Source organism: Paracoccus sp. MBLB3053 (assembly GCF_031822435.1).
GTDB lineage: Bacteria > Pseudomonadota > Alphaproteobacteria > Rhodobacterales > Rhodobacteraceae > Paracoccus > Paracoccus aurantius.
Genome location: NZ_JAVQLW010000001.1, coordinates 2,099,505 through 2,112,967, shown reverse-complemented (window position 1 = coordinate 2,112,967; position 13,463 = coordinate 2,099,505). Strand labels below are relative to the sequence as shown.

Sequence of the window (13,463 nt, the reverse complement as noted above, 5' to 3'; positions counted from 1 at the left end):
GTCCATGCCCGAAACGACCAAGGCCGCCGGTGAACTCCGGCGGCTTTTCGTTTACAATGGCGGTTTCTTCCGCCAGCCACGCATCCGCCGCATCCTGAAACTTGCCGGATGGCAACTCACAACCGGCCTGCCGGGCCCTGAAGACATGGTCGGGGTCTGGGGGGAAAGCCCGACCTCATGGCGGGGCGAAGCCATGGCCCGTCGCAGGGGCACCCCGATCCTGCGGGTGGAAGACGCGTTCCTGCGCTCGGTCCTGCCAGGAAGGGCCTCGGAAAAGACCGGACGCCGTGGCCCGGTCGGGCTGATCCTCGACCCGGTCGGATTGCATTTTCGGCCCGAGCAGCCTTCGCACATCGAAACCCTGATCACCTCGGGTCGGGCTCAGGCACTGAAGGACCGCGCTCGGCTTGGGATCGACCGTCTGATCGCCGCGGATCTCTCGAAATACAACCCGCACCTGTCCGAAGCCCCTGCCCCCGACCGGGGATATGTCCTTGTGGTGGACCAGACGGGCAACGACGCCTCGCTTCTGGGGGCGGGACGCGCCGAGTTCCTGGCCATGCTCAGCGCAGCAAGGGACGAAAACCCGGGGCAGCGCATCGTCATTCGCAGCCATCCCGAAACCGTCCGCGGCCTGCGGCCCGGCCATTTCACCGCGGCAGACCTGTTGGCAGGTGAAGAATTCTGTGACAGCCCGGTATCGCCCTGGGCGCTTCTTCGAGGTGCGAGCCGGGTCTATGCGATGTCGTCACAATTCGGCTATGAGGCCATGCTGGCGGGCCATCGCCCCCGGATCTTCGGACAACCCTTCTATGCGGGATGGGGGCTTTCCGAAGACGCGCATTCCTTCCACAGACGCGGCGCGGCGACGATCGAGACGCTTTTTGCGGCCAGTCATCTGCTCGCACCCGTCTGGTACGACCCCTGTGGTGACAGGCTGACCAATTTCGAAGCAGCGCTCAACCAGATCGAGGCCGAAGCCCGCGCGTGGCGACAGGATCATGCCGGGCACCTGGCCTTTGGCATGCGGCTATGGAAACGCCCGTCGGTCAGTCGCTTCTTCGGCAGCGGAAAGGGCGTCCGCTTCACCGACCGGGCAAGCCCAAAGGTTACCCTGACCTGGGCCAACAGATCCGGGGAAGTGCCGGGCGCCATCCGGGTCGAAGACGGTTTCATTCGCTCTCGCGGGCTTGGGGCGGCGCTTGTCCCGCCGCTATCGCTCGTCGCCGACGATCTGGGGATCTATTACGATCCGACCCGCGAAAGCCGGTTCGAAAAGTTGATGGCGGCGCCTCTGCCGCCGGGTGGGGCAGAACGCGCCCGCGAGATCGCCCGCGCGATCATTGACGCGGGGATCACAAAATACAATCTGGCCGGAAACCTCCCCCAGCTTCCGCAAGGTCGTCGCATCCTTGTGCCGGGACAGGTCGAGGACGACGCCTCGATCCGTCTCGGCGCGGGGGCGGAACGCACCAATCTTGCCCTGCTCGAACGGGTCCGGGCCGAGAACGCTGATGCCGTTCTGATCTACAAACCCCATCCCGATGTCGAAGCGGGCTTGCGGCCCGGCGCCATTCCCGACGCCGATCTGGCCCGGCTCGCCGATGTCGTGGCACGGCAAAGCAGCGCATCAACGCTGATGGCGCAGGTCGATGAGGTCTGGACGATCACCTCGACCTTGGGCTTCGAAGCACTGATGCGCGACATTCCGGTGACCACGCTGGGTGCCCCCTTCTATGCCGGTTGGGGACTGACACGCGACCTGGGCCCCGTTCCTGATCGCCGAGGCCAAGCCAACCTGTCCACCTTGATCCACACGGCATTGATCGCCTATCCGCGCTACCATGATCCGCTGAGTGATTTGCCCTGCCCGCCCGAGATCGCGCTCGAGCGGTTGGCAGATCCGACATTGGCGCTGGGCGGCAGCCCCGGCCTGCGTCTTTTGGCCAAGGCCCAAGGGCTACTCGCCACCCATTCATGGCTCTGGCGACGTTAATCGCGAAGCCAGCGATGCATCAGGTCGGCCCCGATCCGGCGCATCTCGACCAGCCGGAAGCGCGGCGCATCGGCCAGCCGTTCCAGGCCCAAGGCACCGATTGCGGCGCGGGCATCCCCGCCAATGACCCGCCCGGCGGTATATCCCAGCAGCTGATCGACAAGCCCTGCGCGCAGAAGGCTCGCGGCGAGCACGCCGCCGCCTTCGCAGAAGACGCGCGTCAGGCCGCGTGAGCCCAGTTGGGCCATGACGACCCCGGCATCGCCGGCCAATTGCCAGAGCGGCCCGAATTCCGCGCCTTCCGGGGGCAGGTCGGGGATGTCACGCGCCGAAACGACGATCCGGACCGGCTGCCTTTCACACCCCATGCCCCGCACGTTAAGCGACGGCCGATCCGCCCGGGCTGTCCCGCCGCCGACCATGATTGCATCGTGACTCATCCGCAGGGCATGAACGTGCCGGCGTGCCTCGGGGCCGGTGATCCACTGGCTTTCACCGCTTGCCGTCGCGATGCGTCCATCGAAGCTGCTGGCGAGCTTCAGCGTCAGCATCGGCCGCCCCAGCGTCATGCGCGTCAGGAAGCCCCGCTGCAGGTCGCGTGCCTCGGCCGAGCGCACGCCTTCGACGACCTCGATCCCCGCTTCGCGCAACAAGGCATGCCCGCGGCCAGAGACCCGCGGATCGGGATCGGTAAAGGCGGAAACGACGCGCCTGATCCCTGCCCGCACCAGCGCCGCCGCACAAGGCGGTGTTCTGCCATGATGCGCGCAGGGCTCCAATGTCACATAGGCCGTTGCACCACGCGCCGCCTCACCTGCCTGCATCAGGGCGCGCACCTCGGCATGTGGCCGCCCGCCCGGCTGGGTCCAGCCACGACCGATCACGCGCCCGTCCTTGACGATGACGCATCCGACCGCAGGGTTTGGCCAGGTATTGCCCAATCCGCGCCGGGCTAGTCCCAGCGCATGATCCATGTGCCTGATATCGCTCACTCTTCTACTGTGCCGGGACGCAGCTCCGAGACGAACTTGTCGAAATCATCCGCCGCCTGGAAATTCTTGTAGACGCTGGCGAAACGGACGTAGGAAACGGTATCGATCCGGGCCAGCGTCTCCATCACGATCTCTCCGATCACCTTCGAGGGAATGTCGGTTTCCCCCATGCTTTCAAGCCGTCGCACGATACCCGAGATCATCTGGTCGATCCTCTCCGGCTCGATCGGGCGCTTCTGCATCGCGATGCGGATCGACCTTTCCAGTTTGCTACGGTCGAAGTCCTCGCGCCGTCCGCTTGTCTTCACCACCACCAGATCGCGCAGCTGCACGCGTTCGTAGGTCGTGAAGCGGCCGCCACAGGCCGGACAGAATCGCCGTCGACGGATCGCCACATTATCTTCGGCGGGACGCGAATCCTTCACCTGGGTGTCCACATTCCCGCAGAATGGACAGCGCATTTATTGTCCCCCAAATCGCCCGAACCTCAGCCAGTATAGGCAGCACCAAATGGCTTGGGTAGCCCGCTTCTGCAGCTACTAGATAAGCCAGATGCGGACCCTGGCCCCAAGTCGTCGCAGTTCGTTTTCGAGCGGAGCCGAAACGAGAAAATTCATTGCATCTGCATCTCGACACGTCCCGCCAAGCCATGCAACATTCGCCACGATCAGCCGCCAGGAGAGGCTGACCAACTCGGAGGAAAATATGAAAAACAACAGCAAACTCGACCGGCGCGGCTTTCTGACGCGCGCCGCGGTGGGAAGCGCCACTGCCGCGGCCGGTGCGGCCCTTGCGGCTCCTGCCATCGCGCAAGAAATGCCCGAGGTGAAATGGCGTCTGACCTCGTCCTTTCCCAAATCGCTCGACACGATCTATGGCGGCGCGGAAGTGCTGTCGAAATACCTGTCGGAAGCCACTGACGGCAAGTTCCAGATCCAGGTCTTCGCGGCCGGCGAAATCGTTCCCGGCCTGCAGGCGCAGGACGCGGTGACAGAAGGCACGGTCGAAGCCTGCCATACCGTGGGCTATTACAGCTGGGGCAAGGACCCGACCTTCGCGCTTGGCGCGGCGGTTCCTTTTGCCCTTTCGGCCCGTGCGATGAACGCATGGCAGTATCACGGCGGCGGCATCGACCTTTATAACGAATTCCTGGCTGGCTATAACATCTTCGGTCTGCCGGGTGGTAATACCGGCGCCCAGATGGGCGGCTGGTTTCGCAAGGAAATCAACACCGTGGCCGATATCAAGGGGCTCAAGATCCGGGTCGGCGGCTTTGCCGGCAAGGTGCTCGAGCGTCTTGGTGCCGTTCCCCAGCAGATCGCCGGCGGCGACATCTACCCGGCACTGGAAAAAGGCACGATCGACGCATCCGAATGGGTCGGCCCCTATGACGACCAGAAGCTCGGCTTCTTCAAGGTCGCGCCCTATTACTACTATCCCGGCTGGTGGGAAGGTGGCCCGACGGTCCACTTCTTCTTCAACAAGGCCAAGTACGACGAACTGCCCGACAGCTACAAGTCGCTGCTGCACACCGCAGCACAGGCCGCCGATGCCAACATGCTGCAGATGTACGATCACCTGAACCCGATCGCGCTGAAGGAACTCGTCGCATCGGGCGCGCAACTTCGTCCGTTCAGCCAAGAGATTCTGGACGCCTGCTTCAAGGCCGCGAACGAGGTTTATGCCGAACTCGACGCGTCGAACCCGGCCTTCAAGAAGATCTGGGATTCGATCAAGGAAGCACGCGCGAACTGGTATCTCTATAACCAGACCGCCGAATATACCTATGACACCTTCATGATGATCCAGCAGCGCAACGGCGCCATCTGATCAAGTTCCGGCAAGAATGAAAGGCCGCCACGGGCATCCCGTGGCGGCTTTTTCGTGTTCGGCCTCTTCCTTCCGAGCCTGTCGCCGCCACCATAAGCATGCGACAGCGGAACAGAGAAAGGCGACCCGAAGGTCGCCTTTCCGGTTCAGTTCGCAGGTTGAGGCGCGGGGCCACCCAGGCCGGGCGGCGGGCCCGAAAGCGGGTCCAGCCCCCCCGATGACGGCTGGGCAGGAACCGTCTCGGGCGCTGCGGGTGCCGTCGCTGGCGCGCCGAAGTTCGGCACACCCCCAAGGCCACCCAGGCCGCCCGGCGCTGCAGGCGCGCCGGAGGGAGCACCAAAGGGATCTCCCAGACCGCCGAGTCCGCCCAGACCACCCGTCGCGGGGATTTCGAACTTGACGTTCGACGTGTCGATCGGCGGGCCCTTGTAATGCATGACCAGTCCAGGGAAGAGCATCACGATCGCAACCATCACAAGCTGGATGAACACGAAAGGTACTGCGCCCCAGTAGATCTGGCCCGTGCTCACGGGGTCCATCATCTTGCCGGTCACCTTGTCCTTGTACGGCACCTTGGGTGCGACCGAACGCAGGAAGAACAGCGAGAAGCCGAAGGGCGGATGCATGAAGCTCGTCTGCATGTTCACGCCCAGAAGGACGCCGAACCAGATCAGGTCGATCCCCATTGCCTCGGCCGCCGGAGCCAGCAGCGGGACGATGATGAAGGCCAGCTCGAAGAAATCGAGGAAGAAGGCCAGCAGGAAGACCAGAACCGATACCGCGATCAGGAAGCCGTATTCGCCCCCCGGCAGCGAGGTCAGCAGGTGTTCGACCCAGATATGCCCGTTCACGCCATAGAAGGTCAGCGAGAAGACCCGCGCACCGATCAGGATGAACATCACGAAGGCCGAAAGTCGCGTGGTCGCCAGCAAAGCCTGGCGGATCACGTTGTAGTTCAACCGCCCCTTGACCGCCGCAAGCAGCAGCGCGCCAACCGCGCCCATCGCACCACCTTCGGTCGGCGTGGCCACGCCTAGGAAGATCGTGCCAAGCACCAGGAAGATCAGTGCAAGCGGCGGGATCAGCACGATGATGACCTGCTGGGTCAGTCGCGACATCAGGTTGATCTTCAGCGAGCGATCCAGCAGGGCAACGACATAGATGATGATGATCGCAAGCGCCGGGGCCAGGATATCGGCATCCTTGCCCTGGGTCGGGTGCAGCCACAGGAAGGCCGCATAGGCCACGCCCACTGTCGCGGCCAGCGCGACGAACAGCGAGGTGACACCAGATCCCAGTGTCCGGGCCTCGGGCGGCAATGCCGGCAGCATGTTCGGCCGGAAGATCGAGACGACGAAGATGTAGCTGAGATAGATGCCGGTCAAGACGAGGCCCGGAAACAGCGCCCCCTTGTACATGTCGCCCACCGAGCGGCCCAGCTGGTCGGCCAGGACGATCAGGACGAGCGAGGGCGGGATGATCTGCGCTAGCGTTCCCGAAGCCGCGATGACACCCGACGCGACGCGCCGGTCATAGCCATATCGCAGCATGATCGGCAACGAGATCAGCCCCATCGCGATCACCGAGGCCGCAACCACGCCGGTCGTCGCCGCAAGCAGCGCGCCCACGATGATGACGGCATAGGCAAGCCCGCCACGAACCGGGCCGAAAAGCTGGCCGATCGTGTCGAGCAGGTCTTCCGCCATGCCCGATTTCTCAAGCACGATGCCCATGAATGTGAAGAAGGGAATGGCAAGTAATGTCTCGTTCGACATCACCCCCCACAGCCGTTCCGGCATGGCGCTCAGCAAGGGCCAGCTCAGGTTGATCGAACCACCCGAAAGCGGCGCCAGCTCGACCCCGATGACGAAGAACAGAAGTCCGTTCGCGGCCAGTGCGAAGGCGACGGGATAGCCGAAAAGCAGGAACATCACGAGGGATGCGAACATGATCGGCGCCATGTTCTGCGCGATGAGTTCCATCATTTGCGGCGCCCCTCGCCCTTGTCATCATCGCCGATCCCGGCCTCCATCTCGCGCACCATCGCATCGCCTTCCATCGCGGCAGCGGCATGATGCGAAACGAAGGGATTGGGATCCGGAATGACCCCGCGCATCACTGCGACCTTCTTGATGATTTCGGAAATGCCCTGAATGAACAACAGGATGAAGCCCGCAAGCAGCATCGCCTTGGCGGGCCACAGGATCAGCCCCCCCGAATTGGTCGAAACCTCGCCGCTGCGATAGCTGCGCATCACCCATGGCCAGAGGAAATAGATCATGAGCGTGACGAAGGGCATCAGGAACAGCACATGGCCGATCAGGTCGATCCAGTGCTGGCGGCGCCGCGACCATATCCCGTAGACGATGTCGATGCGGATATGCTCGTTTTCCTTCAACGTGTAGGCGGCGGCGCCCAGGAACGCCGCTCCGTAAAGATACCATTGCAATTCTAGCCAGGAATTCGACGAGGTATTGAATACCTTTCGAATGATGGCGTTGCCCGCGCTGACCAGAACCGCGACCAGGATGAGCCAGGTGACCCCTCGCCCGATCACGGTGTTGACGCGGTCTATGCCGCGAGAAAGCCCCAAAAGGGCATCCATAGCTGAAACCTCCCATACCTCCGGCCAACCTTCCTCAAGGCGCGGCCCGCCGGTCTACCCGGTCTTTTCCATGACTTTTCCTATGAACGAACGGAAAAAGGCGGTCAAGCCGCCGGCCTTTTCAGCGCCACGTCAGAAACGCCAGCAGACACGCTGCCTCCCCCGCTTGCTGTATCGCGCCCAACACGTCTCCGGTCTGCCCACCCAATCGGCGCAGCGCCATGCGGGCAAGGAAAAGCTGGGCCGCCGCACAGGCGAGCGGTGCGAGCAGGACGATCGCGATGCCCCCCTTTGCGGTCAGAGCGGCGAGAGCCAGCGCCCCGAAACCCAGAATGACCGCAACGGCTGCCCGCGCGACGGGCACTTGCCCCGCCTCCCGCCCCAACCCGTCCCGGCGGGCGGCCGGCATTTTGGCCAGCGCGACCGCCATCCCCGAACGCGAGAAGGCGGCGGCACCGATAAGCGCGGCCGCCGCCGAAACGGACCCATCCTCGACAAGCGCCGAAACCGCCCCGACGCGCAGCCCGATGACCATCATCAAGGCGATGACACCATAGCTGCCGATCCGCGAATCACGCATGATTTCAAGGCTGCGTTCGCGCGTGGCTCCGCCGCACCCATCGGCAAAATCCGCCAGCCCGTCTTCGTGAATCCCGCCGGTCAGCCAGACCATCGTGCCGATGGCCAGGATCGCGACAACCGGCGAGGGCAGGCCGATCGCGGCCGCGGCGATCAGCACGAGCCCTGCACATGAGGCCACGACCAGCCCCGCAAGAGGAAAGGCCCAGGCAGCCAGGGCCAGCGAAGGGATCGGGCGCGGCAAGGCAGCGCCAAGTGGCAGGCGGGTCAGCCAGACAAGCGCCGTCGCGGCCTCGCCCGGCAGCCTAGCCAATCCCGGCCTCGGCAAAGGTCGCCATGCCGTTATGGCATTCAAGCGCCGCGCGCAGGATCATGAGCGCCACCGCAGCCCCCGACCCTTCGCCCAGCCGCATGTCCAGCGTGACGACCGGCTTCTTCTTCAGGACCGCGACGAGGCGGCGATGGCCCGGCTCGGCGCTTTCATGGCCGACCAGGCAATGGTCCAGAGCGTTCGGGTCATTGACCATCAGGACCCCGGCCGCTGCAGAACAGATGAAGCCGTCTAGGATGACCGGGATGCCCAGTTCGCGCGCCCGTATGACCGCGCCGCAAATCGCCGCCTGTTCCCGCCCGCCATATGAGCCAAGGATCGAGGCCGAGGTGGCCGCACCCTTGTGCCGCTTGAGCCCGGCATTCACCGCCCGGATCTTGTTTTCCATGACCTCATCGTCGGCACCAGTGCCGGGTCCGACCCAATCCTCGGCCGCGCCGCCGAAGGTCGCGCCGGCAAGGGCGGCAGCGACGGTCGAATTGCCGATTCCCATCTCGCCCAGCAGGATGACGTCCGCTTCGGGATCGACGGCATCCTTGCCAATCTGGATCGCGGCCACGAGGTCGGGCACTTCCATGGCCATACCTTGCGTGAAATCTGCGGTCGGCCTGTCCAATTCTATGGGGATCACGGTAAGCTCGGCGCCGGCAAGACGGCAAAGCTGGTTGATCGCCGCCCCGCCCCTGCGGAAATTGTCGACCATCTGCGTCGTCACCTCGACCGGAAAGGGATTGACGCCCTGTTCCGTCACACCGTGATTTCCAGCAAAGATCAGGGCCTGGGCGCGGCAAATCCTGGGGCATTCGCGCCCCTGCCAACCGGCCATGAAGATGGCCAGCTCTTCGAGGCGGCCCAGCGAACCCGGAGGCTTGGTCAATTCAGACTGGCGCTTGCGGGCGGCCGATGCGGCCGATTCGTCGAATTCTTTCAAGGCGTCTCTCTTTGCGGTTTCAGGCGCAGAGGAAGGCCACTGACGGCCATCCAGACCTCATCCGACATAGCGGCAACGGACTGGTTCATCCAGCCATGTTCATCTCGAAAGCGACGGGCAAGCGCATTTTCGGGAACGATTCCCAGTCCCAGCTCATTCGTCACGAGGACGACGGGACCGCGCTGGCGAGGAAGCGCGTCGCACAGGCCCTTGATCGCAGGCCCCGGATCACCGGCCGCCATCAGGTTCGACAGCCACAAGGTCAGGCAATCGACCAGGCGGACTGTTACCCCGTCATCACTGTTCATGAGGGCGCCGGGCAGGTCGAGCGGCTCTTCAACCGTATCCCACGCCCTGTCGCGGCGATCACGATGCAAGTTGATACGCTGCGTCATTTCATCATCCCACGGCTGTGCCGTGGCAATGTAGACGTGGCGGCCGGAAAATCGGCAAGCGATTGATTCCGCCAGCTGCGACTTGCCCGAACGGGCGCCTCCGGTCACCATGATGATGCGTGAAATGGGGTTCATGCGGCAGTTGTCGCACATGGTGCGGCGACGCAAAAGTCGAGAAACGCGCTTGCTGTCAGACAGCTTTTGCGCAAGCAATACCCATTCGCGCGCGGGCGAACGACCCGGCCAAACGCGCCAAGAACAACTTCAGTGAGGTGTAACAGATGAAACGTCTGATCCTGACAACGGCCTTGACCATGGGGATCGCCTTCCCGGCGCTCGCCGTCGAAATCGCCCCGGGCGACAAGCTCGCCGCGAACCAGAGCTACACGTTCTGGCTGCTGGACGCGATCAAAACCGCTGATCCGCACAAGAACTCGGATGTCGAAGGTTCAGACATCATCCGCCAATTGTTCGAAGGCCTGCTGACCTCGGATGCCAAGGGCGCCCCGGTGCCGGGCGTCGCGACCTCGTTCGACATCTCGGACGACAAGCTGACCTATATCTTCCACCTGCGCCCCGAGGCGAAATGGTCGAATGGTGATCCGGTGACCGCAGGCGATTTCGTCTATAGCTGGCGCCGCCTGGCCAATCCCGAAACCGCCTCGGAATATGCCTGGTTCATGGAGCTGATGAACGTCGAAAACGCCTCGGCCGTCGTCAAGGGTGAGAAGAAGCCCGAAGATCTGGGCGTGCAGGCGATCGACGACCACACGCTGGAAGTCAAGCTGACCACCCCCACCCCCTATTTCCCCAAGATGGTGATGCACGGATCAACCTATCCGGTGAACCAGAAAGTGATCGAGGCCGAAGGCGACGACTGGACCCAGCCCGGCAAGCTTGTCGGCAACGGCGCCTATGTCCTGACCAGCCACGATCTGGGCGTGCAGATCAGCATGGACAAGAACCCGAACTATTGGGATGCCGACAACGTCGTCATGGAACATCTCAAGGGGCTGACCGTGAACGACAACAATGTCGCCCTGACCCGCTACAAGGCAGGCGAACTTGACCGCGTGCAGATCCCGGCTGGCCAATATCCCGCCCAGAAGAAGGAGTTCCCTGAACAGGCGATCTCGATCCCCTATTCCTGCTCTTACGCCTACCTTTTCAATCTTTCCGAAAAGGGACCCGAGGCACTGAAGGATGTCCGCGTCCGCAAGGCTTTGTCCTATGCGATGCAGCGCGATGTCATCGTCGACAAGATCCTGCAAGGCGGCCAGAAGCCTTCCTACAACTGGAGCCATTGGGCAATCGAGGGCTTCCAGATGCCCGAGATCGACTACGCCTCCTGGAGCCAGGCAGAGCGCCTGGAGAAAGCCAAGGCGCTCTTGGCCGAGGCGGGCTATGGCCCGGACAAGCCGCTGAAGCTCACGCTGCAGTACAATACCGACGACAACCACAAGAAGATCGCCGTCGCAGCGCAGCAGTTCTTCAAGCAACTGGGTGTCCAGGTCGAGCTCAACAACGTCGAATGGAAGGTGCATACCGACCGCCTGCAATCGCAGGATTTCGACATGGCCCGCTATGCCTGGTGCGCCGATTACAACGAGGCGTCGACCTTCCTCGACTATTTCCGATCGACCGGCATGAATTACGGTAAGTTCAACAACGCCGAATTCGACAAGCTGCTTGATGAATCCAAGGCCTCGGAAGATCCGAACGTCCAGTATACCGCGGCCGAGAAGATCCTGGCCGAGGAAATGCCTCTGATCCCGATCTACCAATATGCCAAGGTCGACATGATCAGCGACGCCATCAAGGGCCTGCCAACCGAGAACGTCATGAACGACTGGCTCGGCAAGGATCTCTACCGGATCGAGAAATAAGATTTTGGCGGCGGCCCCCTTCGCGGGGCCGCCCTGCCGAAACTGTCCGGCACCTTACTTCGGGAACCTGAACATGTTCGGTTACATCCTAAGGCGGCTTGCCGTCGCCATCCCGACGTTGCTTCTGCTCATCGTCCTTTCCTTCCTGCTGATGTATGCCGCGCCCGGCGGCCCCTTCACGCAGGAACGTGCCCTGCCCCCGCAGATCATCGCGAACCTGAATGCGAAATATGGCCTCGATGAGCCGCTGTGGCGGCAGATCGTCAATTACGTCTGGGGCATCGTCGCGCATTTCGATTTCGGGCCAAGCTTCGTCTATCCCGACCGCTCGGTGAACCAGATCATCGCGGCGGGCTTCCCGGTCACGCTGACCTATGGCGCTCTGTCCTTCGTGGCGGCGGTGGTCGTTGGCGTGTCGCTGGGCGTCGCCGCGGCCATCCGCCAGAACTCCTGGATCGACTACCTCGCGGTCGGCACCTCGATCGGCGCGCAGGTGCTGCCGAACTTCGTCATGGCGCCGATCCTGGTGCTGGTCTTTACCCTGTGGCTTGGCTGGTTGCCCGGCGGCGGATGGGGCGGCCCGATCTACTGGATCATGCCGGTCCTGGCGCTTTCGACCAGCTTCATGGCCTCGATCGCAAGGATCACGCGGTCCTCGATGCTCGAGGTGCTGGGCTCGAACCATATCCGCACCGCCCGCGCCAAGGGCCTGTCCGAAAGCAAGGTGATCCTGCGCCACGCGCTGAAGCCCGCGATGCTGCCGGTCATCAGCTATCTTGGCCCGGCCTTCGTCACGATGATCACCGGATCGGTCGTGGTGGACATATATTTCTCGACGGGCGGCATCGGGCGCAGCTTCGTCGATTCCGCGCTGAACCGCGATTATGCGGTGATGATGGGGATCACCATCCTCGTCGGCGCGCTGACCATCCTCTTCAGCCTGGTGGTGGACGTGCTTTACGCATGGATCGACCCCAAGATCAGGTACTAGGCCATGATCGACACCCAACAGATGCAATCCCTCGCCGCGCGCATGTCCGAGGCCGAGGTCAAGGGCCGCAGCCCCTGGGCCGATGCGCGCCGCCGCTTCCGCCGCAACAAGGCCGCGATGATCAGCCTTGTGGTGCTCGTCCTTGTCGCGCTTTTCGCGATCTTCGGGAACTCTCTGGCCGCTTGGTCCAATGAGGAAATGGATTTCGAGATCATGGGCAATGCCGCCACGATGGGCATGCCGAGCCTTGCCAATGGCCACTATTTCGGCACCGACGACCTTGGCCGCGACCTTTTCTCACGCACCGTGCAGGGCACGCAGGTCTCGCTGATGGTGGGGCTGATCGGCGCGGGCATTGCCGTGATCGTCGGCACGCTTTACGGCGCGACGGCTGGCTATGTCGGCGGACGCACCGATGCGATCATGATGCGCACGGTCGATATCCTTCTGGCCATTCCCTACATGTTCGTCCTGATCCTGCTTCTGGTGATCTTCGGCCGCTCGATGTCGATGCTGTTTTTGGGCATCGGGATGATCTCATGGCTGGAAATGTCACGAATTGTTCGAGGTCAGACACTTAGCCTCAAAAACCGAGAATTTATCGAGGCCGCGCGGGCGACCGGCGTGCCGGGGTGGAAGATCATCATCCGCCATATCGTCCCGAACCTTCTGGGTGTCGTCGCGGTCTATGCGACGCTGCTGGTGCCGCTGATGATCCTGTCGGAAAGCTTCATCAGCTTCCTCGGCCTCGGCGTGCAGGAGCCTCTGACCTCCTGGGGGGCGCTGATCTCGGAAGGGGCCGGCACGATGAACTATGGCACGCTCTGGCAGCTTGCCTTCCCGCTCTTCTTCTTCTGCATCACGCTTTTCGCCTTCTTCTTCGTCGGCGACGGGCTGCGCGATGCGCTTGACCCGAAGGATCGCTGA

12 protein-coding genes are annotated in these 13,463 nt (G+C 63.0%); 5 read left to right on the top strand and 7 right to left on the bottom strand.

Annotated features, from left to right (window positions below; all coding sequences use genetic code 11):
- The first annotated feature begins 4 nt into the window (after positions 1-4).
- Positions 5-1,996: a capsular polysaccharide biosynthesis protein gene (locus RGQ15_RS10565; protein ID WP_311160183.1), complete on the top strand. Its 1,992-nt coding sequence runs from the start codon at positions 5-7 to the stop codon at positions 1,994-1,996.
- On the opposite strand, the gene ribD is transcribed toward RGQ15_RS10565, so the two are convergent.
- Positions 1,993-2,970, bottom strand: a complete 978-nt coding sequence (ribD, locus tag RGQ15_RS10560) for a bifunctional diaminohydroxyphosphoribosylaminopyrimidine deaminase/5-amino-6-(5-phosphoribosylamino)uracil reductase RibD (RefSeq protein WP_311161072.1) — start codon at positions 2,968-2,970, stop codon at positions 1,993-1,995. The genes RGQ15_RS10565 and ribD overlap by 4 nt on opposite strands.
- 14 nt (positions 2,971-2,984) lie before the next feature.
- The gene (gene nrdR, locus RGQ15_RS10555) at positions 2,985-3,449 is read right to left on the bottom strand and encodes a transcriptional regulator NrdR (RefSeq protein ID WP_311160182.1); all 465 of its coding nucleotides are present in this window, start codon (positions 3,447-3,449) and stop codon (positions 2,985-2,987) included.
- Positions 3,450-3,693: 244 nt separating this feature from the next.
- On the opposite strand from nrdR, the gene RGQ15_RS10550 reads away from it, so the two are divergent.
- On the top strand, positions 3,694-4,818 hold the full coding sequence (locus RGQ15_RS10550) for a TRAP transporter substrate-binding protein (RefSeq protein ID WP_311160181.1): 1,125 nt from the start codon (positions 3,694-3,696) through the stop codon (positions 4,816-4,818).
- A 146-nt stretch (positions 4,819-4,964) separates the two neighbouring features.
- On the opposite strand, the gene RGQ15_RS10545 is transcribed toward RGQ15_RS10550, so the two are convergent.
- The 5 genes from RGQ15_RS10545 to cobU form a co-directional block, all read right to left on the bottom strand.
- A complete protein-coding gene (locus tag RGQ15_RS10545) occupies positions 4,965-6,803 on the bottom strand; it encodes a TRAP transporter large permease (RefSeq protein WP_311160180.1) in 1,839 nt (612 codons plus the stop codon).
- Entirely contained in the window at positions 6,800-7,423 is a 624-nt protein-coding gene (locus RGQ15_RS10540; RefSeq protein WP_311160179.1) for a TRAP transporter small permease subunit, read from the bottom strand. Before RGQ15_RS10540 ends, RGQ15_RS10545 begins: the two co-directional genes overlap by 4 nt.
- Before the next feature lie 121 nt (positions 7,424-7,544).
- Positions 7,545-8,315 (bottom strand): adenosylcobinamide-GDP ribazoletransferase, encoded by a 771-nt coding sequence (gene cobS, locus RGQ15_RS10535; protein ID WP_311160178.1) that lies wholly within the window; start codon positions 8,313-8,315, stop codon positions 7,545-7,547.
- Entirely contained in the window at positions 8,308-9,264 is a 957-nt protein-coding gene (cobT, locus tag RGQ15_RS10530; protein ID WP_311160177.1) for a nicotinate-nucleotide--dimethylbenzimidazole phosphoribosyltransferase, read from the bottom strand. The genes cobS and cobT overlap by 8 nt, the downstream gene beginning before the upstream one ends.
- Positions 9,261-9,770, bottom strand: coding sequence for a bifunctional adenosylcobinamide kinase/adenosylcobinamide-phosphate guanylyltransferase (gene cobU, locus RGQ15_RS10525; protein ID WP_311161071.1), 510 nt, complete (start codon positions 9,768-9,770; stop codon positions 9,261-9,263). The genes cobT and cobU overlap by 4 nt, the downstream gene beginning before the upstream one ends.
- Before the next feature lie 170 nt (positions 9,771-9,940).
- On the opposite strand from cobU, the gene RGQ15_RS10520 reads away from it, so the two are divergent.
- From RGQ15_RS10520 to RGQ15_RS10510, 3 genes are all read left to right on the top strand, one after another.
- Positions 9,941-11,545: a peptide ABC transporter substrate-binding protein gene (locus tag RGQ15_RS10520; protein ID WP_311160176.1), complete on the top strand. Its 1,605-nt coding sequence runs from the start codon at positions 9,941-9,943 to the stop codon at positions 11,543-11,545.
- A 73-nt stretch (positions 11,546-11,618) separates the two neighbouring features.
- Entirely contained in the window at positions 11,619-12,536 is a 918-nt protein-coding gene (oppB, locus tag RGQ15_RS10515) for an oligopeptide ABC transporter permease OppB (protein WP_311160175.1), read from the top strand.
- 3 nt (positions 12,537-12,539) lie between these two features.
- Complete coding sequence (locus RGQ15_RS10510) at positions 12,540-13,463, top strand: ABC transporter permease subunit (protein WP_311160174.1); 924 nt, start codon at positions 12,540-12,542, stop codon at positions 13,461-13,463.

Excerpts from the sequence above, each read along its gene's own strand:
- RGQ15_RS10510 (WP_311160174.1), top strand. The coding sequence starts at position 12,540 with ATGATCGACACCCAACAGATGCAATCCCTCGCCGCGCGCATGTCCGAG.
- RGQ15_RS10545 (WP_311160180.1), bottom strand. The coding sequence starts at position 6,803 with ATGATGGAACTCATCGCGCAGAACATGGCGCCGATCATGTTCGCATCC.
- RGQ15_RS10565 (WP_311160183.1), top strand. The coding sequence starts at position 5 with ATGCCCGAAACGACCAAGGCCGCCGGTGAACTCCGGCGGCTTTTCGTT.
- nrdR (WP_311160182.1), bottom strand. The coding sequence starts at position 3,449 with ATGCGCTGTCCATTCTGCGGGAATGTGGACACCCAGGTGAAGGATTCG.
- oppB (WP_311160175.1), top strand. The coding sequence starts at position 11,619 with ATGTTCGGTTACATCCTAAGGCGGCTTGCCGTCGCCATCCCGACGTTG.
- RGQ15_RS10520 (WP_311160176.1), top strand. The coding sequence starts at position 9,941 with ATGAAACGTCTGATCCTGACAACGGCCTTGACCATGGGGATCGCCTTC.
- RGQ15_RS10550 (WP_311160181.1), top strand. The coding sequence starts at position 3,694 with ATGAAAAACAACAGCAAACTCGACCGGCGCGGCTTTCTGACGCGCGCC.
- RGQ15_RS10540 (WP_311160179.1), bottom strand. The coding sequence starts at position 7,423 with ATGGATGCCCTTTTGGGGCTTTCTCGCGGCATAGACCGCGTCAACACC.
- ribD (WP_311161072.1), bottom strand. The coding sequence starts at position 2,970 with ATGGATCATGCGCTGGGACTAGCCCGGCGCGGATTGGGCAATACCTGG.
- cobU (WP_311161071.1), bottom strand. The coding sequence starts at position 9,770 with ATGGTGACCGGAGGCGCCCGTTCGGGCAAGTCGCAGCTGGCGGAATCA.